Source organism: Streptomyces sp. NPDC101118 (assembly GCF_044759445.1).
Lineage (GTDB): Bacteria > Actinomycetota > Actinomycetes > Streptomycetales > Streptomycetaceae > Streptomyces.
Window position 1 is genome coordinate 1 of sequence record NZ_JBIVZG010000012.1, and the last position, 20,913, is coordinate 20,913.

Here is a 20,913-nt window from a genome sequence, read left to right on the forward strand (position 1 = left end):
TGGCCTTCGGCCACCCCAGGCCCGGGCCTGCCTCCGGACCAGCCTGCCACGACGCCTCAAGCACCTCCCCCACACACCACACGACCCACCAGGGCAGCCAAGGGGGAGTTGCCTGGAGTGTTCGTTCGGGAGCAGGGGCATGCACTCGGCAGCGGCGGGCAGGCGCAGGGTGGGGGTCTGCGGGGCGGGTGTGTTGGCGTGCGCCGCGCCCATGTTCGCGAGCTGGAGTTGAGATCATGACCAGCACCACCGACCGTACGAGGAGTTCCGTGTCCGGTGCGCCGGGCAGACCGCGTGCCGCTCTGTTCGATCTGGACGGCACCCTCGTCGACACCAACTACCTGCACACCCTGACCTGGTGGCAGGCCTTGCACCAGCACGGCCACGAGGTTCCGATGGCCGAGATCCACCGGGCCGTCGGCATGGGGGGCGACAAGCTTCTCGACCATCTTCTCGGGGCTCGGCACGACCACCGGCAGGACCAGGCACTCGACGACGCGCACCATGCTCTTTACGCCACCTGGTTCGATGCGCTGCCCGTTCTCGAGGGGGCGTCCGACCTGCTGCGCGCCGTTGCCGCCCGGGGCATGCGGATCGTCCTCGCGAGTTCTGCGTCGGCGGACGAGGTGGCGGCCATCAGGAGGGCGCTCGGCGTCGACGACGTGGTGCACGCTGCCACTTCCGCCGACGACGTGGACGCCACCAAGCCCGCCCCTGATCTGGTGGAACGGGCGTTGGAGCTGGCCGGCGCGGCGCCGGAGGAGGCGGTGTTCGTCGGTGACACCGTCTGGGACGTGAAGGCCGCGGCCCGCGCCGGTGTGCGTTGCATCGGTCTGCTCACCGGCGGGGTGTCGGACGCGGAGCTGACGGCGGCAGGGCCGGTCACCGTGTACCGGGGGCCCGGGGAACTGCTGAGAGGGCTTGATTCGAGTCCGTTCGGCGTTGACCGGGCTGCGGGGTCGGCACAGGGCCAATAGGGGGCAAAAGGTGGATATGGGTGCGAATCTCGTTGAGTGGGGAGGCGGTGCGTTCTAGGGTCCACAGCGATCCCGGGGCCGACTGGCGGCCCGGCGAGACCGGAGGCTGCCATGAACCGCCGCACATCCCTGACGGTGGCGACGGCCGTCGTCCTGCTGGCCCTCGCCGTGCCCGGTTCGGCCTCCGGAGCAGAGGAGGACCTCTGCTTCGGACGGGCGGTCACGCTGACGGGCTCGGGGACGATCACCGGCACCGCGGGTGACGACGTGATCATCGGATCTGCCGGTGCGGACGTCGTTGACGGCGGCGCCGGGAACGACCTGATCTGCGGACTCGGTGGCGACGACACCCTCGCCGGCGGCCTCGGCAACGACCAGGTCGACGGCGGCGAGGGCGGCGACCTGGTACGCGGCGACCTGATCTCCACCCGGACCCCGGTGGAGGGCGGCGGGAACGACATCGTCTTCGGCGGGCCGGGCAACGACCGGGTCGGCGGCGACAGCATCGCGTTCGGTGCGAGTGCCTCCGGCGGTGGGAACGACATCGTGTACGGCGGCGACGGCGACGACCACATGGTCGGCGACAGCCGGGGCGGCATCGACGCCTCGGGTGGTGGCAACGACATCCTCGACGGCGGTGCCGGGGACGATCAGATGACCGGCGACTCCTCGGCCGAGTCCCGGGCCACGGGCAGCGGGAACGACGTGCTCGTGGGCGGTCCCGGCAAAGACGACCTCATTGGGGACAGCAATTCCGGGCACGTCGCGCACGGACGCAACGAGCCGGACACCGGCACCCCTGCCCCGCGCCCGCCGCGTCCTGCCCCGAGTGCGGCCACGCCCGTGGCGGCGGCCCCCGTGGCGGCCGAGGGCGGCAACGACGTGCTCGACGGCGGTGCCGACGCCGCCGACACCTGCGACGGCAAGGACGGCGGCGACATCGCCCTCGCCTGTGAGACGGCCGCGAACATCCCGTAAGGACCTCGGCGGTCGGTGTCGCCGGCGCCCCCGCGGGTAGGCGCGTCCACATGGACGTGCCGGTCCTCATCGGACGCATTCTGTTCGCGCTGCGTCGCCCACTCCGGCCACGAACTCGGCCTCACGCTCACCGGCCCGGCGACGACCCTCGGCTGAGCCCGGTGCGTCCCCCGGGTGGATCCGGACCGCCGGCGGATAGGTCTGGGGCCGGGGCGGGAAGCCAGCCTGGGTGACGACCTCCGCGCTGCCGCCCGCCCCGCCCGCCACCGGCCGGTCCGTGGGGCGGCGGGCGCTGGTCGCGGGGGGCGCGGGCAACTTCGTCGAGTGGTACGAGTTCGGCGTCTACGGATACTTCGCCCCCGTCCTGGCCGCCGCGTTCTTCCCGGCCGCGGGCGGGGGCGGCTCCGGCCCGTTGGTCGCCACGTACGCGGCCTTTGCGCTGGCCTTCTTCTTCCGTCCCCTCGGCGCGCTGCTCCTGGGCCGGCTGGGCGACCGCGCCGGGCGGCGGCCCGCGCTCGTCACCGCCGTCGCGCTGATGACGCTCGCCACCACCGCCATCGGCCTGCTGCCCACCCACGCGGCCGCGGGCGTCGCGGCGCCCGTCGCGCTCACCGCCCTGCGGGTGCTCCAGGGGATCTCCGCGGGCGGCGAGTTCGGCGGAGCGGTGTCCGTGCTGACGGAGTTCGCCCCGCCGCGCCGCCGCGGCCGGTACGGGTCCTGGCAGTCCTGCACGGTGGCCCTGGGACTGCTGGCCGGCGCGGGCACGGCGGCCGCGCTCGCCACCGCCCTGCCCGAGGCCGCCCTCTACGCGTGGGGGTGGCGCGTCGCCTTCCTGCTCGCCCTGCCCCTCGGGCTGGCCACCCTGGTGCTGCGGCTACGGCTCCCGGAGACCCCGGAGTTCCGCCCGGACCCGTGCGCGTCGCCGGACCGGCGGCTGCCGGCGCGCGACGTGCTGCTCGGTGCCGGGCGGATCGTCGGCTGGTCGGGGGCGGGGTACGCCTTCCTCGTCGTGCTCCCCTCCCACCTCCAGACCGCGCTCGGCGCCTCGTTCCGGGACGCGCTGCTCGCCACGGTCCTGGCCAACACCGCCTTCGCCGCCGCGATCGTGCCCGCCGGCGCCCTGAGCGACCGGCTCGGTCGGCGGGCCGTGCTGCTGACCGGGACCGTGCTGGTCATCGTGCTGGCCGTACCGCTGTTCGCCGTCCTCCGCGACCCCGGACAGTCCGCCGCCGCCAAGGCCGCGGCCGTGCTGCTGGCCGGCGCCCTCGTCGGGCTGCTGGCCGGCCCGGGCCCGGCCATGCTGGCCGAGATGTTCCCGGCCCGGGTGCGCTGCACCGGACTCGGTACGGCGTACGCGCTCGCCAACGCCCTGTTCGCCGGCTGCGCGGGACTGGTCATCACCAGGACCGCCGAGTGGACCGGCCGGACCGACGTGCCCGCCCTGTACGCGGCCGGAGCCTGTGCCCTCAGCCTGCCCGCCCTCTGCACGCTGGGCCGCGACGACCACCGGCGGCCGCTGCGATGAGTCCCCCTGCCACCCCGGGAGCCCCCGTGCGCGTGATCGGCATGATGTCCGGCACCTCCTGCGACGCGATCGACGCCGCCGCCGCGGAACTCGTCGCCGAGGACGGCGTCCTGCGCCTCACCCCGCTCGGGATGGTCAGCCGCCCGTACCCGCCCGGCCTCCAGGACCTCCTGCTCCGGGCACTCGCGCCCGACGGCGCCGTGACGATGGGCGAGGTGTGCCGACTGGACACGCTCATCGGCCGGGCCTTCGCCGAGACGGCCGTCCTCGCCGACCGCGAACTGTGCGCCGGCACCGCCGACCTCGTGGCCTCGCACGGCCAGACCGTGCACCACTGGGCGGAGGACGGCCGCGTGCACGGCACCCTCCAACTCGGTCAGCCCGCCTGGATCGCCGAGGCCACCGGCCGCCCGGTCGTCGCCGACTTCCGCCCCCGCGACATCGCGGCCGGCGGCCAGGGCGCGCCCCTGGTCAGCCTGGTGGACCTGCTGTGGCTCCGGGGGCGGCCGGGCGCACCCGTGGCGCTGAACGTCGGCGGCATCGCCAACCTCACGGCACTCCCGCCCGGTGCCCCGCCCGTGGCCTTCGACACCGGCCCCGGCAACACGCTGATCGACACGGCCGTACGTGAGCTGACCGGCGGGCGCCTCGGCCACGACGTGGACGGCCGGATCGCGGCGGCGGGGGAGTGCGACGAGCGGCTCCTCGACGTGCTGCTCGCCGAGCCGTACTACCGTCTGCCGCCGCCCAAGACGACGGGCCGGGAGCTGTTCCACGGCGGTCACCTGCGCGCCGCCTTGGCCGCGGCCGGGCTCCCGGGGCCGTCCCCGGACGTCGTCGCCACCCTCACCCTGCTCACCGCCAGGACCGTCGCCCGGGCGGTGCACCCGCTCGGCGCCACCGAGGTGATCCTCTCGGGCGGCGGGTCCCGCAACCCGGTGCTCACCGACCGGCTCCGCCGCGAACTGGGCGCCACCGCCCTCCGCACGTCCGACGAACTCGGCCTCCCCGCCCAGGCGAAGGAGGCCTACGCCTTCGCCGTACTCGGCTTCCTCACCCTCCAGGGGCTGCCGGGCAACGCACCGCCCTGCACGGGCGCGTCGGGCCCCCGGGTCCTGGGCTCCCTCACTCCGGGCCGCCACCCGCTCCGCCTGCCGCCCGCGGCACGGACGGAGCCCCGCGCCCTCGTCATCGCCCCGGGCGGCAGGGCCCCTTGAGGGCCCGGTCCGTTACCCGGCCTACTGGGCCAGGTACCCGCCGTCCACCGGCAGGACCGCCCCGGTGACGAACGACGCTGCGTCCGAGGCCAGGAAGGCGATGGCCCGGGCGACCTCGTCCGGCTCGCCGAGGCGTCCGGCCGGGTGCATGGCGACCACGTGCTCGAGGTACTCGGGGCCGCCTGGCTCGTCGTCCAGCCGCTGCACCCGCTCGGTGCGGATCGTGCCGGGCGCGACCGCGTTGACCCGGATGCCGCGCGCCGCCCACTCGACGGCCAGGTGCTTCGTCAGGCCCGTGGCGACGAACTTCGCGGGCCCGTAGGCGGCCTGCCGCGCCTGACCGGCCAGTCCGGACACGGACGACACGCAGACCACCGCGCCGCCCGAACCCTGCTCCGCCATCTGGGCGATGGCGTACTTGCAGGTGAGGAACATGCCCCGGCCGTCGACCGCCATGACCCGGTCCCAGTCCTCGGCGCTGGTCTCCAGGACGTCCGAGAGCGGGATGATCCCGGCGTTCGCCACCAGTACGTCCAGCCGCCCGTGCTCCCGTACCGCGGTGCCGACCATCCGCTCGGCGTCCGCGACGTCCGACACGTCCCCGACGACCACCACCGGCGCGTGGACCGCGCCCGCGGAGTCCCGCCGCAGCGACTCCAGGCCCTCGGCGTCCACGTCGGAGGCCGTGACCCGGGCCCCCATCCGCGCGAACAGCCCGGCCGTGGCCCGGCCGATGCCACTGGCCGCGCCGGTGACCAGACACGACGCACCGGCGAGACGGAACAGCTCCACCACACACCACCCTCCACACCCCCCGGACGCCCCTGCCGGCACGGCAACGACGGCCGGAGCGCCGGGGTTACCCCGGCCGCCGCGCGCTGACCGGCACGGGTGCCGGACGGCCTCCGTTGGGGTGGGCCGGCGGTGCGGCCCGGTTCGGACGGGCGCGGGGTGTGGTAGGTGCTGGGCCGTCAGATGGTGCAGCGGTGCAGCGGTGCAGCGGTGCAGCGGTGCAGCGGTGCAGCGGTGTCGCGAGAGTGCGGGGAGTGCGCGGTGGACGAGCAGGGTGCGATGTCGGCGGCCGAGGTGTTCGACGGGCTGGGCGGCGAGTACGAGCGGGCCTTCGCCCGGCTGCCCGGGCAGGACGCGGCACTGGACTGGCTGGTGGACCGGCTGCCGGCCGGGGCCGCCGTGCTGGACGTCGGTTCCGGCACCGGGCGGCCCGTCGCCGCCGTCCTCGCCGGGGCCGGCTGCCGCGTGACCGGCATCGACGTCTCACCGGCCATGGTGGGCCTCGCCCGCACCCAGGTGCCGGGCGCCACCTTCGAGCTGGCCGACGTCCGCACGTACCGGCCGGAACGGCGGTTCGACGCCGTCTGCGCCTTCTTCCCGCTGCTCGTCATGTCGTACGAGGACGTGACCTCCTCCCTCGAACGCATCGCCTCCTGGATCGAACCCGGCGGTTACCTGCTGTTCGCCACCGTCCCCGGCGACCTGCGCGACGCGCCGATCACCTGGATGGGCCGGCAGATGAACGTCAGCAGCCTCACCGCCGAGGACTACCTCGCCCGGATGGAGAGCCTCGGCCTGACCGTGCTGCACCAGCACACCGCCGTCTTCCAGCCCGACAGCCCGGTCGCCGGACCCGAGGAGCACCTGTTCGTCCACGCGCACCGCCCCGGCTCCGGCACCCCGCAGGACGCCGAGCGCCGTCCGTGACCGCGGTGTGCTGGGCCATTGGGGTGGTCGTCGCGGACCGCGCGTAACGCGCCCCGCTGCGCACGGCGTTGGGCTGATCATGCGAACCCTCATCACCGCGGCCCTGGCCGCCGCGAGCACAGCGCTGCTCCTCGCCCCGGCCGCCCCCACCCCCGCCCACGCGGCGGACCTCGACAGCGGCCTGTACGGGGAGTGCTGGGACGCGAAGGGCAGCTGGCCGTGCACCGTCCTGGTGGCCGTCGCCGGCAGCGAGCGGCGGTTCGGGCCGGCACACCAGGAGGGCGACGTCTACGTCAACTGCACCCGGCAGACGGTGGAACGCCAGCGCTCGCTGAGCGGTACGCGGCCCGGGCGCGCCGACTTCGCCGCGGGCAAGGCGGCCAACGGGACACGCAGGCCCACCCGCTTCACCTGGAGCGAGTACACGGACCGGTCCCTCAACGAGCAGGTCAGGCCGGGCGAGGCGTCCTGGGTCGAGGTGGAGCACGCGAGCGAGTCCGGCACGGCCACCTTCACCGTCACCGACGGCGACGGGCGCGCCCAGACCCTCACCGGGACCTTCGACGGCCCTGCCCGGGGCCTGCCGGACCGCGTCTACCAGCGCACCGGCCCGCTGACGGACGCCGAGCGCGCGCGGTGCCACGCCGGCCGGCCCACCGGGGCGGTCCGCTGACCGGCTTCGCCGCCATGAACGAGGCGCTCGCCGCCCGGGTGGCCTGCGGCAACCCGGCTTGACTTTACGGATCTTTTGCGATTGCGTACGCGTGTCGTCTTGATCGCTCCCTAAGGAACACCCCGTGCTCAGCTCCAGGTCCGCCCGTACCGCCCTCGCCGCCGTCGCCCTCCTGGCCGGCGTGACCGCCTGCTCCGCCTCCGAGGCCACCAGCCAGGTCGACAAGGCGATCGACAAGGCGGTCGACGAGACCTACGAGGTGACGTACGAGGTCACCGGCAAGGGCGTGGAGTACATCGAGTTCGCGGGCGGCGGCGGCACGGCCACCGCGCCGAAGATGGAGACCGTCAAGGGCGCCGCGCTCCCGTGGAAGAAGACGGTCACGCTGCGCGGCATCATGCCCGCCTCGGTCATGCCCGTCGCGGCCGACGTCACCGGTGCCCAGGTCGCGTGCAAGATCACCTACAAGGGCAAGGTGATCGCCGAGCAGACCGCGCAGGGCCTCGCGACCGCCGGCGCCTGCGTCGCGGTGTCTCCGATCGCAAACTGACCGTTCCCGCACAGGGGCGTCCGTCCACCCTGCCACCCGCCCCGGCGCGGGGCGTGGCAGGGTGGGCGCATGAGCATCGAAGTGCGCCCGGCGACGGTCTTCGAGGACGTCCGGACCCTGGTCGGGCCGAAGTCACCGGACGCCAACGTCTGCTGGTGCCTCAGCTACCGCATCCCCGCCAAGCTCAACAACGAGCTGCGGGGCCCGGCCCGCGGCGAGCACGTCGCCGGACTGTGCCGCGCCGACCCGCCTCCCGGCGTGATCGCCTACGACGGCGACGAGCCGGTCGGCTGGGCCGCCGTCGCCCCGCGCTCCGTCACCTCCTTCGACCGCAGCCGCAAGATCCCGCACGTCGACGACCTGCCCGTCTGGTCGCTCTGGTGCATCCGCGTCCGCCCCGGCCACCGCAAGCAGGGCATCTCGCACGCCCTCATCGCCGGCGCCGTCGCGTTCGCCCGCGACCACGGCGCCCCTGCCGTCGAGGCGTACCCCCTCGACAACGGCGAGGCGAAGGTCGACCTCACCATGGCCTACGCCGGACTGCGGCGGAACTTCGAGCGCGCCGGCTTCACCCACGCCGCCGACACCACCTCGGTCCTGGCCGGCCACCCCCGCGTCGTCATGCGCCTCGACCTCCGGTGACGCGGCGTGACGCCCGCCCCTCGGGGTGCGGGCCGGCCGGGTGGGCCCGACGCTGGTGCCATGAGTGCGAAGCAGCGTGTGGTGGTCTACCCGCCCGAGGAAGGCGGCGGGCGCCGGGTACGGGTCAACGGCGGGCTGCTCGGTCCGGTGTACGGGACCGAGGACCTCATCCTCCTCCTGGAGCGGTCGGGCCTGCACCGGGACGACATCTACCTGGAGGACCCGCTCCTCGTCGACTGGCGCGGGGGCGGCCCCGACGTGTGGGCCGCAGAGCCGCCCCCGGTACCTGGCCACGCCACGGGCTCGTGACCCGGCGAGGGCCCCGGCGCGGATGCACCGGGGCCCTCGCCCCCCACCGGACCCGTTCCGGCTCTCCCGGTCCCGGTGGCCCGGCCTAGACTCCGGCCGTGGACGACAGCACGAACGGCATACGGATCCGGCCCGGCGGCCCGGACGACGCCCCCGCCATCCTTGACATGCTCGACGGGGCGGTGGCCTGGATGAACGCCCGGGGCAACACCGAGCAGTGGGGCACCACCCCGTACTCCCAGAAGCCCGGCGGCCCGGCCAGGGTCCTGCGGTACACCACCGAGAACACCCCGTACGTCGCGGAACGGGACGGCACCCCGGTCGGCGCCCTCGTGCTGGACTCCGGCCCCAGCCCCCAGATGCCGATCCCGCCGGCCGGCGAACCCGAGCGGTACGTCCGGCTGTTGGTCACCGACCGCAGCCAGGCGGGCCGGGGCATCGGCACCGCCCTGCTGGCCCGTGCCGCCGAAGAGACCCGCCGGGCCGGGGTGGACCTGCTGCGCGTCGACTGCTGGGCGGGCGGCGGGGGCGAACTGGTCGCCTGGTACCGGCGCAACGGCTTCATCCCCACCGAGTCCTTCGACTCCGACGGCTGGCCGGGCCAGGTGCTGGCCCGGCGGGTGGGCTGAGGCGGGAGCCGGCCGGGCCGCACCGCGCTCGTCCGGCCCGGCTGAGGCTCACGGTCCGGCCGGCCCCACCGTGCGGTCCGGCCGGCCCCACCGCGCGGTCCGGCCGGACCGGAGCGCGGGCCACCGGAACGACACGCCCGCGCACCGGCCGGGGCGGAGGAGCGGGGCGCGGCCGGCCCCGCCTAGCCTGAGCCGCATGGACATCAGCATCAACACCACCTCCCTCCCGCACCTCGACCCGGACGCGTCCCTGGTCTTCTACCGCGACGTGCTCGGGTTCGAGGTCCGGGGCGACGTCGGCCAGGGCACGATGCGCTGGATCACGGTCGGCCCCGCCGACCAGCCTGGCGTCAGCATCCTGCTGACGCCGCCCGCCGCCGACCCCGGGATCACCGAGGTCGAGCGCCGCACCATCTCGGAGATGATGGCCAAGGGCACCTTCGGCTGGATCCTGCTGGCCACCCGCGACCTGGACGCCACCTTCGCGAAGGTCAAGGACGCCGACGCCGAGGTGGTCCAGGAGCCGACCGAGCAGCCGTACGGCGTGCGCGACTGCGCCTTCCGCGACCCGGCGGGCAACCTCATCCGCATCCAGGAAGTGCGCTGAGCCCTTCCGCGCCGACCGGCCCCGGGCACCCGGCGGTACGGAGGGCGGCCGGCGGTCAGTCCCCGCCCGTGGGGGTCGCCCGCATCAGCAACAGGGCGATGTCGTCGGTGTGGTGGCCGCCGGGACGGGCGTGCCCCAGGAGCATGTCGAGCAGCCCGTCGAGGTCCTCGCCGTCGTGCGCCGCGAGCATCCCGGCGAGCTCCGCGGTGACCCGGTCGAGGTCGGTCCCCGGGGACTCGACCAGCCCGTCCGTGTAGAAGGCGAGCGTGGTGCCCGGGGCGAGGTCCAGCACCGTGACCGGGTACGAGAAGCCCGGGGCGATCCCGAGCAGCGGGCCGGGGTCGAGGTCCACCACGGAGGCGGCCCGGCCCGGCCGGGTGAGCAGCGGCGGCGGGTGCCCCGCACCGGCCAGCCGCACCTCGTGGCGGGCCAGGTCGATGTGCCCGTACAAGCAGGACACCAGCAGGTCGGTCTCCAGGTCGGCCAGTACGCGGTCGACCCGGGCCAGCACCTCGTCCGGCGGGTCTCCCGCCGTGGCGTGGATCGCGGTGCGCACCTGCCCCATCAGCGCCGCGGCGGCCACGTTGTGCCCCTGTACGTCGCCGATGACCGCCGCCGCTGCGTCCGGCCCGAGCCGGATCAGGTCGTAGAAGTCGCCGCCCACGTCCATGCCGTGACTGGCGGGCAGGTAGCGCGCGGCGGCCGCCAGTCCCGGGAGGTCGGGCAGACTGCGCGGCAGCAGCGCCTGCTGGAGGCCGCGGGCCAGGTCGTGCGTGGCGTCGTACAGCCGGGCCCGGTCCAGGGCCTGGGCGACCAGACCGGCCAGTGAGGTGAGCGCGGCGCGTTCGTCGGCGCTGAAGGCGTGTGGCCGCTCGTACGAGAGGATGCAGGCGCCGACGGGCCGGCCCGAGACGATCAGCGGCAGGAAGGCCCACGCCTGCTTGCCGCTGAGCTGCGGGGCGGTCGGGTAACGGCGGGCCATCTCGCGCGCGTCGGTGAAGAACGACGGGGTGCCCGTGGCCAGTACGTGTCCCGCGGGGGTGAGGAGCGTGTCCAGGGGCAGGCCGTCGAGGCGGTCGATGGTCTCGCGGTCGTAGCCGTGGTGTCCGGTGATCTTCAGACGTCCGGCGTCGGCGGCCGACAGCACCAGTCCGTCCGCGCCGAACGCGGGCAGGACCTGGTCGGCGACCAGGTCCACCACGTCGCGGACGGCCAGTGCCTCGGTCAGGGCCGATGCCAGGTGCACCAGTTGGTACAGCCGGCCCGCCTGGGAGCCGCCGGGCGACGCGGGCGCCGGCCCCGCCGCCGTCCCCGCGCTTCCGGCGGGCGGGGGTGCGCCGGGCCGGGGCCCCGGTTCCGGTTCGTGGCCGCGGGTGATCCGTACGCTGATCCCGCTCGCGTCCGGGTAGAGCTGGAAGCGCAGCCAGGTCTCGGGCGGCCGGCGGGCGCTGAAGGCCACCGGGTCCCGGCTGATCACCGCGGTCCGGTAGTGGTCCTCGACGACCGCGTCGTCCAGCCACGGCAGGGAGTGCCAGGGCCGGGTGCCGAGCAGCCGGCCGGCGCCGCGGCCCAGCAGTTCTTCCGCCTGCCGGCTCAGGAAGGTGATCCGGCCCTCCAGGTCCAGGCCCAGGGCCCCTTCGGGCAGGCGCTCGGTGTAGTCGGCGGCGGCCTGCAGGGACTGGCCGCCGGCCGGTCGGAGCGCCGTACCGGCCGGCACCCGGCGGGGGGTCTCCGGCACTGCCGGTGGCGGCACCGCGCCGTCCAGGAACCTGGCCACCCGCCGCGCGGCCTGGGTGATGTGGCTCTGTTCGCGCCGGCTGGCCGTCGCCGGGTGGCTGGCCGGCCACAGCAGGAGCAGCGCACCCCAGCACCGGTTCCGGCCGGGCAGCGGGGCTGCGGCGAGCGCGAACCGGTACGGGAGACGGGCGGCGGCACGTGGATAGCCGCGGGCCATCTCGTCCTGGGAACCCACCCACACCAGCCGGTCCTCGCGCACCGCCTCGGCCACCGGGACCGGCGCGTCCACCGGCAGCCGGCGCCAGGGCCACGCCACCTCCGAGGGCACCCCGCACACCACCGCGAGCCCCAGCTCCCCGCCCGCCCCGTCCAGCAGGTACACCCCGCCCGCGGAGGCCCCCGTCCGGTGCACGGTGTCGGCGAGCAACTCGTCGAACGCCCCGTCCGCGACCGCCCCTCCGCGCGACGCCTCGTCGCCCGGCGTCCGGCCGGCCGGGGCACCCGGCTCCGGCGGGGGCGGGGCGGGGAGGGGCGAAGGCGGCCCGGGCTCGTCCGGCCGGTGCGGCGCAGGGACGTTCACCGTGCGCCTCCGGGGGTTCGGGGCCGGGGCCGGGCCCGGGTCCGGGTTCGGGGTGGCCCCGTCGTCGTACTGCGCGCCGCACGGCTCATCGCTCGCTCCCGGGCGCTCGGTAGCCCTGTTCCCCGTGCGCCTGCCCCGGGCCGCCCGGCCCATGCCGCCCCGGCTGCGATTCCCGGGCCGGACTCCTGCCGGGAACCGGCGTCACGCGCGCCCGTCGGCCTCCCGCGCCGCCCGCTCCAGACGGGCCCGGTACTCCTTCCACCAGGCCGCGTCGTCCGACGGGAGGCCGGTGTTCCCCTCGTTCATGCCGACCGCGCCGTCCGTCAGCTCGCGGATGACGTCCGCGTGACCGGCGTGCCGGTGGGTGTCGGCGATCACCCGCACCACGGCGTGGTGCAGCGTGACCTCGTCCCGCCCCTCCGGCCACCACGGCACCCGGCCGACCGTGTCCAGCGGCAGCGCCTCCAGCGTGGCGTCCGCGTGCGCCCATGCACGCCGGTACAGGCCCACGACGTCCTCGCGGGACTCCGCGGCCGTGGCCCACATGTCCGCGTTGGCCTCCGCGCCCTCCTCGACCCACGGCAGCGACTCGCCCGACGGCCGTCCGAACGTGTCGCCCAGGTACCCCAGTTCCACGCTGGCCGCGTGCTTCACCATGCCCAGCAGGTTGGTCCCGGTCGGCGTCATCGGCCGCCGGACCTCGTACTCGGACAGCCCTTCCAGTTTCCACAGCAGGGCGTCCCTGGCGGACTGGAGGTAGAAGTGCAGGTCGGCCTTGGGGCCCGGGGACTCCGGAGTCGTCGAGGTCATGGGCCCAGTCTTTCCCGCCCGGGGTCCCGGTTCCACCGGTTTCCCGGAGCGCCGCGGCCGCGCGGGGGCTTCCCGGCACCGGCCGCCCGCGCGACACTTGAACCGTGAACCGGTCGGCCGCACTGCACCGGCTGGCGCCGCCGCGGGCGCGGGACCGCCTGGGCGACGCCCTCTTCCGGCGTGTCGCCGGCCCCTCGGGACCGGAGAACCGGCAGCGCATCCACGGCACGCCCGGCCCGCGCTGGTTCGGACCCGACGAGCCGATCCGCCGCGTGCACGGCGACGCCTCCATGTTCGTGGGAGGTCTGAGCGCGCTGCTCCTGCAGTCGCTGCACCCCCTCGCGATGGCCGCGGTGGCGGCCCACTCCGGCTACCGCGGCGACCCCTGGGGCCGGCTGCAGCGCACCAGCACCTTCCTCGCCTACACCACCTACGGGACCGCCGAGGACGCACAGCGCGCGGTGGACGGCGTACGGGCGGTCCACGAGCGGGTCCGCGGCCGCACCCCGGACGGGGAACCGTACCGGGCCGGCGACCCCCACCTGCTGGAATGGGTGCACATCGCCGAGGTGGACAGCTTCCTGCGGGCTCACCGGCGGTACGGCGCCCGGCCCCTGGACCCGGCCGAGTGCGACGCGTACGTGGCGGCCGCCGGCCGGGTGGGGGAGGCGCTGGGCGTCGTACGCCCGCCCCGTACGACGGCCGAGCTGGCCCGCCGCCTCGACGCGTACCGGCCGGAGCTCCGCGGTACCGACGAGGCCCGTGCAGCGGCCCGCTTCATCCTGCTCAGGCCGCCGCTGCCGTGGCCGGTGCGCGTCCCGTACGGGATGCTCGCCGCGGCTGCGGTGGCCCTGCTCCCGCCGTGGGCCCGCGCGCCCCTCGGCCTGCCCCTGCTGCCGCGGGCCGAGCGGTGGTGCGTACGGCCGGCCGGCGCGGCGGTCACGGCCACCATCCGCTGGGCCATGAGCCCGCCGCCCCCGTCCGCCGGCTGACCGCCGGGGGAGCTCACACCCGCCGCCAGACGGCCATGGCCCAGGAGAACACGCCGAACAGCAGCAGTCCGGCGGCCACCGCGACCAGCAGCCAGGGCCCGGCCGGGGTCTCGGCGAAGGCGCGCAGGGTGTCGTCGACGCCCCTGGCCTTCGCCGGGTCGTAGTCGGCCGCCGCGTACACCAGGAAGCCGCCCGCGGCCGTGAAGACGGCACCGCGGGCGAGGCCGCCCACGACCCCGATCGTGTCCACGAGCGTGCGCGCCCACTGGGGAAGGGCCGCCGTGTCCATCTCCTTGCGGAACGTGCGCATCGCGGCCTGCACCGCGATCACGATGCCCCCGATCGCGATGCCGCAGCCGACCGCCCCGACGAGCCAGGGGCCCGCGGGAGCGTCCATCACCCGCGCCGTGAGGTCCCGGGACTGCTCGTCGCCGGAACGGTTCTCCTTGCGGCCGGCGGCGAAGGCGAGCACGGAATAGGCCAGCACCCCGTAGAACACCGCCCGCGCGGCCGACGCTGCCCGCTTGGTGGCCTTGCGCCCGTCCGGCCCGGTGGCCCCGAACACCGCCTCCGACAGCCGCCACAGGGCCATCGCGACCAGCCCGATCCCGATGGCCCACACCAGTACGGCGCCGTAGGAGCGGTCGGCCAGCGTGGCCAGCGCGCCCGACCGGTCGGCCTCCTCGCCGGTGTCCCCGAAGGCCACCTGCAGCGCCAGCAGGCCCACCAGGACGTACAGCACCCCGCGCGTGGCCAGCCCGGTGCGCGCGGCCACCACGATCGCCCGGCGCGTCTCGCGTCTGGCGCGCCCGCGGTGGCCGGGGCCTTCGGTGCCGGTCCGGCCGGAGTCGCGTCGGGTCGCCGGTTCGCCGTACGAGGACATGGGCCGAGCCCCTTCCCGGGCCCGTCCGTCCCGCCGCCCGGTGCGGCGGGGGTACGGGCACCTGCTCCTTGCGGCCGCCGGTGGCTGTCCGTGACCGCGCCGGCGGGCCGCTCAGGTCCGCGCCTTCCCCGCCCGCGCCGCCTGATGTGCGGCCGGCCGGATCCGGGTCGGTGCCGCGTGGCCCCGGCGAGGCCGGGCCCGGTGCGGGCGGCCCGGTCCGGCCGGGCCCGGTCCGACCCGGTCGGTTCAGGTGACGCGCCGGGCCGCGGGCCGTTCGGCGAGCTGCCGGAAGAGCCGGTTGCCCAGGCACTCGGTCAAGTACGGGACCCCGTCGGTGTAGCCCGAGCCGGGCGCGTCCCCGAGCATGCGGGCCGCGAGGCTCCGGTGGGTGGCCTTCCAGCGCTGGTGCCGGTCCTCCAGGCGGGCCAGGGCCGCGTGCAGGAGGTCCCGCTCCGCGTGTCCGACCGGGGTCCGGCGGCGCAGGTCCAGGTAGGCCCGTGCCACGGTGTCGTGACCGGCGTCCTCGGCCTCGGCCCGTACGGCCGGGACGCCCGCGAACGCGGCCGAGCACAGGCGCTCGCCGGACGGCAGCCCGCACAGCACCTCGAACCGCTTGTACTGCTCGGACTGGATGGCGCTGGCGCCCTGGGTGTACCGGCGGAACGCCGCGAAGTGGTCCGGCCGCATGGTGGCCACGAGCCGGAACAGGGCCGCCGCCCGGTCGACCGAGCCGGCCGCCCGGTCCACGTGCCCGGCCGCGGCCCCGGGCCGGTCGTCGCGGAGCGCGGCGATCGCCGCCCGGACGTCCGCCACGACCGCGGTGAAGAGCATCTCGTGGGCCTGGAGGGCGCGGATGAAGAAGAACTCGTCGTGCAGGACGTACACCGGCTGGACGGTCAGGTCGAACCAGCGGCCGGCGGCGGTGGCGGGGGGCCGGGGGAGGAGGTCGGCGACCTCGCCCGCGTCCCGGCCGCCGAGGTCGTCCGAGACGAACCGCAGGGCGTGGCGCAGCCGCTTGCGCGTGGTGTCGGGGCCGGGCGGATCGGGGTCCGCCCCGCCGCCCCCCGCGCGGCCGGAACCCGGGCCGCCGGGCTCACGTACCCGCGACTCGTACCGCACGACGTCGGCTATCAGCAGCGTCGCCATGTGGCTCGGGTCCAACGGCCCGTCCGGGTCGTCCAGGACCAGTTCCAGCAGGGGGAGCGAGAGGTAGGTCCGGTTCGCGTAGCGCCCTTCGTGCTTGTCGAGCAGGCAGTCGAGGAAGGTGCGCAGGTACGGCAGCCGGTCCGTGGCGTGGCCGGACCTGAGGGCGCCCAGGCTCCGGAGCACGGGCTCCGGCAGGAAGTGCTTCCCGGTCCGGCGCACCTCGTCCGTGACCCGGCGGGCCAGCAGGTATCCGTCCCGGCACGCGGGCAGCTCCATGGTCATCTCTCGTCGCCTCCTCGGCGTGGGCCTCACCGTCGGGGTGGGGCGGGGGACTCCCAGTAGGCGGGGCCGGGGCGGGACGCGTCACGTCGCGGACATTCGTGTCTTGACAGGCGGGGCGGCAGCGGCAAGCGCCGCCGCGGCCCCGCCCGCGTCCTTCCCGCCCCGTGTCCCCGACCCGCCTCAGATCCGCCGGTGGGCGTGGAGCAGGTACTCCTCGCGGTGCAGCGGGTTGCCGTCCGTGCGGGGGCGGCTGCGCGGGGCCGCGGCCGGGGCGTAGCGGTCGAAGGCCGACTCCAGGACGCCCTCGCCGCCCGTGAGCCCGGGCAGCTCCCGCTCCAGTCCGTGCACCCGGTCCGCCGGTACGCGGCCCTCCAGCACGTACGCGTCACCCTCCGCCGCCGGCGTGCCCGGAACGGCACCGGCCCGCGCGAGGGCGAGGGCCACCGCGGGGTAGGCGGCCTGCGGGAACTCCAGCCGGAAGCGGTGCACCGGCTCGTGGACCACCGTGCCGGCCCGGGCCAGGGCGGCCATCAGCACCAGCGGGGTCAGCGCACGGAACGCGCCCGCGGTGCTGCGGATGCTGCAGAAGCCCGAGTGCGTCATGGTGACCGTGCAGTCCGGCACCTGCCAGCCGTACAGGCCCTGGCCGAGCGTGGCGTGCACGGTCTCCTCGACCGCCCGCATGAAGGACAGCGGCAGCGAGCCGAGTTCGACTGCGCGGCGGAACACCACGCCGCCGCCCGGCGGCCCCGGCTCGACGCGCAGCCCGACGGTCGCCAGGAACGGGTTGCCGTCGTGATCGAGCACCTCGTGGGCGGCGCCCGTGCCGGTCACGCGCTCCACGCAGATCGGGGTCGTCTCCTCGAAGCGGACCGCCAGCCCGAACTCCTCGGCGAGGGTGGTCTGGAGCACCTCCTTCTGCACCTCGCCGTAGAGCGACACCGAGAGCCGGCCGCCCGCGGGGTCCTGGCGCAGGCCGATCAGCGGATCCTGCTCGGCGAGCCGGCCGAGTGCCAGGTGCAGCTCGCCCTCGGCGGAGGGTCCGGCGGGCACCACCACGGTCTCCAGGGAGGGCGGCGCGAAGACCCGCCCGTACGGCCGGTCCTGCGGCTCACGGCCCACGGGATCGCCGATCCGGACCCCGGGCAGGCCGCGCAGCACCGCGATCTCCCCGGCCCGGGCCGCGGCCCGGCGGTCGAGCGTGCCGCCGGCGAAGACGGCCAGTCCGGTGACCCGTCCCTCGCCGTCACCCACCCGCACCTGCTGCCGCACGGCGAGCGTGCCGGAGAACAGCCGGGCGTACGCGAGCTTCTCCCCGCGCTCGCCCCGCTCCACCTTGAACACCCGGCCCGACAGCGGCCCGTCGGCGTCGGGGCGCACGGCGGGCAGGAGTTCGCGCACCGCGTCGACCAGCTCCGGCACGCCGGCGCCGGTCACGGCCGAGCCGACGTACACCGGATGGACCCGGCCGGCCCGGGTCGCACCGGCCAGCGCGCGGCGCAGCCGCCCGGGCGTCACGGAACGCTCGTCGGTCAGGTAGGCGCCGAGCAGGTCGTCGTCGTGGGCGGTGAGCACGTCCAGCAGCCGCCGGGCGAAGCGCGGTTCGTCAGTGGCGAAGGCCGCGGTCCGCGCCTCCTTCGTGCCGAGGCCGTCGACGACCCGGCCCATGGGGACGACGGGCACGCCGAGCCGGCGCTCGATCTCGCCGACCACGCGGACGTCGTCCGCGCCGCGCCGGTCGGCCTTGTTGACGAAGACGAGGGTGGGAATGCCGAGGCGCTTGAGGGTCCGCATCAGGACGCGCGTCTGCGGCTGGACGCCCTCCACCGCGGAGACCACGAGGACGGCGCCGTCGAGGACGCCGAGCACCCGCTCGACCTCGGCGATGAAATCGGGGTGCCCGGGCGTGTCGACGAGGTTGACGGAGACCGCGTGGGCGCCGGAGCCCAGCCGGAAGTTCTCGACCGCCGACCGGATGGTGATGCCGCGGCGGCGTTCGAGTTCCAGACTGTCGGTGCGGGTACTGCCCGCGTCGACGCTGCCGATCTCGTCGATGACCCCGGCGGCGTACAGCAGCCGTTCGGTCAGGCTCGTCTTACCGGCGTCGACGTGCGCCAGGATCCCCAGGTTCAGCGTGCGTTGCGTTGACTGCACTGAGCGTCGTGTCCTTCGGGTTGATGACCGTTCCTTCCGTGGGGGACGTCGACGTTCCGCGCATCGCAGGCTGCTCCTTGCTCGTGGGTGTGGTGCCCGAGGAGGGTGGCAGGGCGACCGGGGGAGGGGCAACGCATTTATCCCGTCGCGCGCCGGTGCCGGGGGCGACGGTGGAACGCGGACGGTGGAGGAACCGGACACACCGGGCGAGCCCCGGGAACCCGGCGAACCCCCGGTCCCACCCGCCTGACGCGGCGGCGCGAGACGGGGTACGGCAGGGGATGGCCGTATCCGGCAGACGTTGCCACGATGGGCCGATGACGGATTCGGCTGCGGGCGCACGGCCCCGCCGACGGCGGCGCGGCCTCGTCGCGCTCGTCGTCCTGACGGTGCTGCTGCTGACGCCTCCCTGGGCGCTGCTGATGTTCTACCTCGTGTACGACGGCCTCGCCCAGCCGAGTCCCGCCGGCTGGACCTCCGACCCCGAGGCCACGGGGTCGTTGCTCATCGCAGCGGCCGTGGTTCTCGGACTGCCGACGGGCGGCGCCGCGACCGGCTGGGCCGTTGCCGGCCGCCTCCGCCGGGACCGGCACCTCGCGGCGGCCGCCGGCACCCTGACCGGCACGCTCCTCCTCTGGGCCGCCGCCGTCGTGTACCTCTGCTTCGCCCTGCGCAGCGCCTCGTGGTGGTTCTGAGCGCGCGCCGTGGACCGGACTTCCCGCGGGCGGCGCGGGGCGGCGCGGGCAACAGGGCACGGCCGGCGGCCACGCATGCCGGTGCCCCGGCCCCGCGGGAGGCGGGACCGGGGCACCGGGTGTGTCGTCGGCGGGTGGAGCCTCGGTCAGAAGCGGAGGGTCCAGCTGTTGATGTAGCCCGAGTTGCTCGACCACGGGTCGTGGGCCCGCAGCTTCCACTTGCCGTTGGCCGCCTCGGCCGAGGCGTTCACCGTCCAGATGCCGCCCACGTCCGGCATGTCCCACGTCGTGTCCGTGAGGCTGATCGGGTAGACCGTCCCGTCGGGGGCGATCAGGTCGACCGACAGGAACCCGTAGGCCGGGAACTTGACGGAGACCGCGACCTCCAGGTTGCTCGGCGCGTTGCCCGAGACCCCGGTGACCGTGACGGAGCTGGTCGCCGGCTGGTTGCCGGTGATGGTGTAGTTGTTGCTGTTGGTGAACCGCGGCCCCGCCGGCTTCAGCGGCGTCGAGCCCACGTACAGCAGGCGGTTGTACGAGCCCGTGCCCCGGTCCCAGATCTGCCCGGTGGTGGAGCTGTCCTTGAGGGCCCTCGAGACGGTGGCCGGGCTGGCGGTGCGGTGGGCCGAGAGGTACAGCGCCGCGGCGCCCGCGACGTGCGGGGTCGCCATCGACGTGCCCGAGAGGGTCGTCGAGGAGCTGTTGTCCCACCAGACGGCCGAGGTGATGTTCGTGCCCGGTGCGAACACGTCCACCAGCGGACCGTAGTTGGAGAAGTCCGAACGCCGGTCGTCGCTCTGCGTGGAGCCCACGGTGATCGCGGTGCCCACGCGGGCCGGCGAGTGCTGCGAGGCGTCCTCGTTGTCGTTGCCCGCCGCGACGGCGTACGTGATGCCCTTCGAGATCGAGTTCCGCACGGCCGTGTCGAGCGCGGAGTTCGGGCTGCCGCCCAGGCTCATGTTGGCCACGGCCGGCTTGACGGCCTTGCGCGTCACCCAGTCGATGCCCGCGACCACCTGCGAGACGGTCCCGCGGCCGTTGGCGTCGAGCACCCGGACGGAGACGATCTTGGCCTTCTTGGCGACGCCGAAGGTGGTGCCGGCCACGGTGCCGGCCACGTGCGTGCCGTGGCCCTGCTCGTCGTCGGCCGGCGTGCCGGGCTCGACGGCGTCGTACCCGGACCGGGCGCGTCCGCCGAAGTCCTGGTGGCCGAAGTTGACGCCGGTGTCGATGACGTACACCGTCACGCCCGTGCCCGCGCTGGTCGGGTACGTGTACTTCTGGTTCTGGCCCGGCTTGCGGCGGCGGTCGAGCCGGTCCAGCCCCCACGAGGGCGGCGTCGGTTGCGTGGTGTCGGCCTTCACCGCGGCGTCCTGGACGACCTCGGCCACGGCCGGGTCGGCGGCCAGCCGCCTGGCCTGCTGCTCGGTCATCTCCGCCGCGTAGCCGTTGAGCGCCGCGTCGTACGTGCGGCGGATCTTGCCGGAGTACCGCTCGACGACCGAACGCCCGGCGGGCGACTGTGACTTCGCCTTGGTCTGGTTGAGGATGACGATGTACTTGCCCGGGATGGTGCCCGGCGCTCCGGCGTTGGCCACCGTGCCCTCGGGCGGCGGCGCGGCCTCCGCGGATGCGGCGGTGACACCCCCGAGCAGCGTGGCCGCGGCGACCGCCAGTACGGTCAGCCGATGACGGCGTGTCTGATTTCTGGCATGCATGATTCACTCCCCCCTGGGACCCCCTGCCGGTCCCGTCCCGCAAGACTGTCTCGTCAGCCCCTTCCGGGCAAGGGCGCATCTCGCGTGTCG

The 20,913-nt window shown here is 75.3% G+C and carries 20 protein-coding genes; 13 read left to right on the plus strand and 7 right to left on the minus strand.

The genetic code is table 11. The features are described from left to right. Nucleotides 1–236: 236 nt before the first annotated feature. The 4 genes from ACIQUQ_RS19900 (at nucleotide 237) to ACIQUQ_RS19915 (ending at nucleotide 4,697) form a co-directional block, all read left to right on the plus strand. Nucleotides 237–977 (plus strand): HAD family hydrolase, encoded by a 741-nt coding sequence (locus ACIQUQ_RS19900; RefSeq protein WP_403977433.1) that lies wholly within the window; start codon nucleotides 237–239, stop codon nucleotides 975–977. Between the two features lie 111 nt (nucleotides 978–1,088). Beyond that, on the plus strand, nucleotides 1,089–1,955 hold the full coding sequence (locus ACIQUQ_RS19905) for a calcium-binding protein (RefSeq protein WP_403977435.1): 867 nt from the start codon (nucleotides 1,089–1,091) through the stop codon (nucleotides 1,953–1,955). Nucleotides 1,956–2,184: 229 nt separating this feature from the next. Continuing rightward, nucleotides 2,185–3,480, plus strand: coding sequence for an MFS transporter (locus tag ACIQUQ_RS19910; RefSeq protein ID WP_403977437.1), 1,296 nt, complete (start codon nucleotides 2,185–2,187; stop codon nucleotides 3,478–3,480). Nucleotides 3,481–3,506: 26 nt separating this feature from the next. Further along, a complete protein-coding gene (locus tag ACIQUQ_RS19915; RefSeq protein ID WP_403977439.1) occupies nucleotides 3,507–4,697 on the plus strand; it encodes an anhydro-N-acetylmuramic acid kinase in 1,191 nt (396 codons plus the stop codon). Nucleotides 4,698–4,718: 21 nt separating this feature from the next. Here ACIQUQ_RS19915 and ACIQUQ_RS19920 read toward each other — a convergent pair whose 3' ends face one another. Then, nucleotides 4,719–5,489: an SDR family NAD(P)-dependent oxidoreductase gene (locus ACIQUQ_RS19920; protein ID WP_403977441.1), complete on the minus strand. Its 771-nt coding sequence runs from the start codon at nucleotides 5,487–5,489 to the stop codon at nucleotides 4,719–4,721. Nucleotides 5,490–5,750: 261 nt separating this feature from the next. On the opposite strand from ACIQUQ_RS19920, the gene ACIQUQ_RS19925 reads away from it, so the two are divergent. The 7 genes from ACIQUQ_RS19925 (at nucleotide 5,751) to ACIQUQ_RS19955 (ending at nucleotide 9,826) form a co-directional block, all read left to right on the plus strand. Next, nucleotides 5,751–6,416, plus strand: a complete 666-nt coding sequence (locus tag ACIQUQ_RS19925) for a class I SAM-dependent methyltransferase (RefSeq protein ID WP_403977443.1) — start codon at nucleotides 5,751–5,753, stop codon at nucleotides 6,414–6,416. 79 nt (nucleotides 6,417–6,495) lie between these two features. Beyond that, nucleotides 6,496–7,089: a hypothetical protein gene (locus ACIQUQ_RS19930; RefSeq protein WP_403977445.1), complete on the plus strand. Its 594-nt coding sequence runs from the start codon at nucleotides 6,496–6,498 to the stop codon at nucleotides 7,087–7,089. Between the two features lie 124 nt (nucleotides 7,090–7,213). Further along, a complete protein-coding gene (locus ACIQUQ_RS19935) occupies nucleotides 7,214–7,639 on the plus strand; it encodes an MmpS family transport accessory protein (protein ID WP_403977447.1) in 426 nt (141 codons plus the stop codon). A 69-nt stretch (nucleotides 7,640–7,708) separates the two neighbouring features. After that, nucleotides 7,709–8,281 (plus strand): GNAT family N-acetyltransferase, encoded by a 573-nt coding sequence (locus tag ACIQUQ_RS19940; protein WP_403977449.1) that lies wholly within the window; start codon nucleotides 7,709–7,711, stop codon nucleotides 8,279–8,281. 60 nt (nucleotides 8,282–8,341) lie between these two features. Then, nucleotides 8,342–8,590 (plus strand): hypothetical protein, encoded by a 249-nt coding sequence (locus tag ACIQUQ_RS19945; protein ID WP_403977451.1) that lies wholly within the window; start codon nucleotides 8,342–8,344, stop codon nucleotides 8,588–8,590. 167 nt (nucleotides 8,591–8,757) lie between these two features. After that, nucleotides 8,758–9,219 (plus strand): GNAT family N-acetyltransferase, encoded by a 462-nt coding sequence (locus ACIQUQ_RS19950; protein ID WP_403977842.1) that lies wholly within the window; start codon nucleotides 8,758–8,760, stop codon nucleotides 9,217–9,219. Nucleotides 9,220–9,415: 196 nt separating this feature from the next. Beyond that, nucleotides 9,416–9,826, plus strand: a complete 411-nt coding sequence (locus ACIQUQ_RS19955) for a VOC family protein (protein WP_403977453.1) — start codon at nucleotides 9,416–9,418, stop codon at nucleotides 9,824–9,826. A 55-nt stretch (nucleotides 9,827–9,881) separates the two neighbouring features. Here the strand turns inward: ACIQUQ_RS19955 and ACIQUQ_RS19960 are convergent, their stop codons facing one another. Together ACIQUQ_RS19960 and ACIQUQ_RS19965 are read right to left on the minus strand one after the other, a co-directional pair. Further along, complete coding sequence (locus ACIQUQ_RS19960) at nucleotides 9,882–11,990, minus strand: SpoIIE family protein phosphatase (protein WP_403977845.1); 2,109 nt, start codon at nucleotides 11,988–11,990, stop codon at nucleotides 9,882–9,884. A 354-nt stretch (nucleotides 11,991–12,344) separates the two neighbouring features. Further along, the gene (locus tag ACIQUQ_RS19965) at nucleotides 12,345–12,953 is read right to left on the minus strand and encodes a DinB family protein (RefSeq protein ID WP_403977455.1); all 609 of its coding nucleotides are present in this window, start codon (nucleotides 12,951–12,953) and stop codon (nucleotides 12,345–12,347) included. Nucleotides 12,954–13,075: 122 nt separating this feature from the next. On the opposite strand from ACIQUQ_RS19965, the gene ACIQUQ_RS19970 reads away from it, so the two are divergent. Then, a complete protein-coding gene (locus ACIQUQ_RS19970) occupies nucleotides 13,076–13,945 on the plus strand; it encodes an oxygenase MpaB family protein (RefSeq protein ID WP_403977847.1) in 870 nt (289 codons plus the stop codon). Nucleotides 13,946–13,958: 13 nt separating this feature from the next. On the opposite strand, the gene ACIQUQ_RS19975 is transcribed toward ACIQUQ_RS19970, so the two are convergent. From ACIQUQ_RS19975 to ACIQUQ_RS19985, 3 genes are all read right to left on the minus strand, one after another. Further along, entirely contained in the window at nucleotides 13,959–14,828 is an 870-nt protein-coding gene (locus tag ACIQUQ_RS19975; RefSeq protein ID WP_403977457.1) for a DUF1206 domain-containing protein, read from the minus strand. Nucleotides 14,829–15,074: 246 nt separating this feature from the next. Then, complete coding sequence (locus tag ACIQUQ_RS19980) at nucleotides 15,075–16,256, minus strand: tryptophan 2,3-dioxygenase family protein (protein WP_403977459.1); 1,182 nt, start codon at nucleotides 16,254–16,256, stop codon at nucleotides 15,075–15,077. Between the two features lie 180 nt (nucleotides 16,257–16,436). Next, the gene (locus ACIQUQ_RS19985) at nucleotides 16,437–18,410 is read right to left on the minus strand and encodes a GTP-binding protein (RefSeq protein ID WP_403977461.1); all 1,974 of its coding nucleotides are present in this window, start codon (nucleotides 18,408–18,410) and stop codon (nucleotides 16,437–16,439) included. Between the two features lie 317 nt (nucleotides 18,411–18,727). Between ACIQUQ_RS19985 and ACIQUQ_RS19990 the strand changes: the two genes are divergently transcribed. Next, nucleotides 18,728–19,105, plus strand: a complete 378-nt coding sequence (locus ACIQUQ_RS19990; protein ID WP_403977463.1) for a hypothetical protein — start codon at nucleotides 18,728–18,730, stop codon at nucleotides 19,103–19,105. 146 nt (nucleotides 19,106–19,251) lie between these two features. On the opposite strand, the gene ACIQUQ_RS19995 is transcribed toward ACIQUQ_RS19990, so the two are convergent. Then, entirely contained in the window at nucleotides 19,252–20,823 is a 1,572-nt protein-coding gene (locus ACIQUQ_RS19995) for a S8 family peptidase (protein ID WP_403977465.1), read from the minus strand. Nucleotides 20,824–20,913 lie beyond the last annotated feature (90 nt).

What these genes read in the sequence shown, in the direction of transcription:
- ACIQUQ_RS19965 (WP_403977455.1), bottom strand. Translation starts at nt 12,953, where the DNA reads ATGACCTCGACGACTCCGGAGTCCCCGGGCCCCAAGGCCGACCTGCAC.
- ACIQUQ_RS19930 (WP_403977445.1), top strand. Translation starts at nt 6,496, where the DNA reads ATGCGAACCCTCATCACCGCGGCCCTGGCCGCCGCGAGCACAGCGCTG.
- ACIQUQ_RS19950 (WP_403977842.1), top strand. Translation starts at nt 8,758, where the DNA reads ATGCTCGACGGGGCGGTGGCCTGGATGAACGCCCGGGGCAACACCGAG.
- ACIQUQ_RS19995 (WP_403977465.1), bottom strand. Translation starts at nt 20,823, where the DNA reads ATGCATGCCAGAAATCAGACACGCCGTCATCGGCTGACCGTACTGGCG.
- ACIQUQ_RS19900 (WP_403977433.1), top strand. Translation starts at nt 237, where the DNA reads ATGACCAGCACCACCGACCGTACGAGGAGTTCCGTGTCCGGTGCGCCG.
- ACIQUQ_RS19980 (WP_403977459.1), bottom strand. Translation starts at nt 16,256, where the DNA reads ATGACCATGGAGCTGCCCGCGTGCCGGGACGGATACCTGCTGGCCCGC.
- ACIQUQ_RS19945 (WP_403977451.1), top strand. Translation starts at nt 8,342, where the DNA reads ATGAGTGCGAAGCAGCGTGTGGTGGTCTACCCGCCCGAGGAAGGCGGC.
- ACIQUQ_RS19990 (WP_403977463.1), top strand. Translation starts at nt 18,728, where the DNA reads ATGACGGATTCGGCTGCGGGCGCACGGCCCCGCCGACGGCGGCGCGGC.
- ACIQUQ_RS19940 (WP_403977449.1), top strand. Translation starts at nt 7,709, where the DNA reads ATGAGCATCGAAGTGCGCCCGGCGACGGTCTTCGAGGACGTCCGGACC.
- ACIQUQ_RS19975 (WP_403977457.1), bottom strand. Translation starts at nt 14,828, where the DNA reads ATGTCCTCGTACGGCGAACCGGCGACCCGACGCGACTCCGGCCGGACC.
- ACIQUQ_RS19905 (WP_403977435.1), top strand. Translation starts at nt 1,089, where the DNA reads ATGAACCGCCGCACATCCCTGACGGTGGCGACGGCCGTCGTCCTGCTG.
- ACIQUQ_RS19955 (WP_403977453.1), top strand. Translation starts at nt 9,416, where the DNA reads ATGGACATCAGCATCAACACCACCTCCCTCCCGCACCTCGACCCGGAC.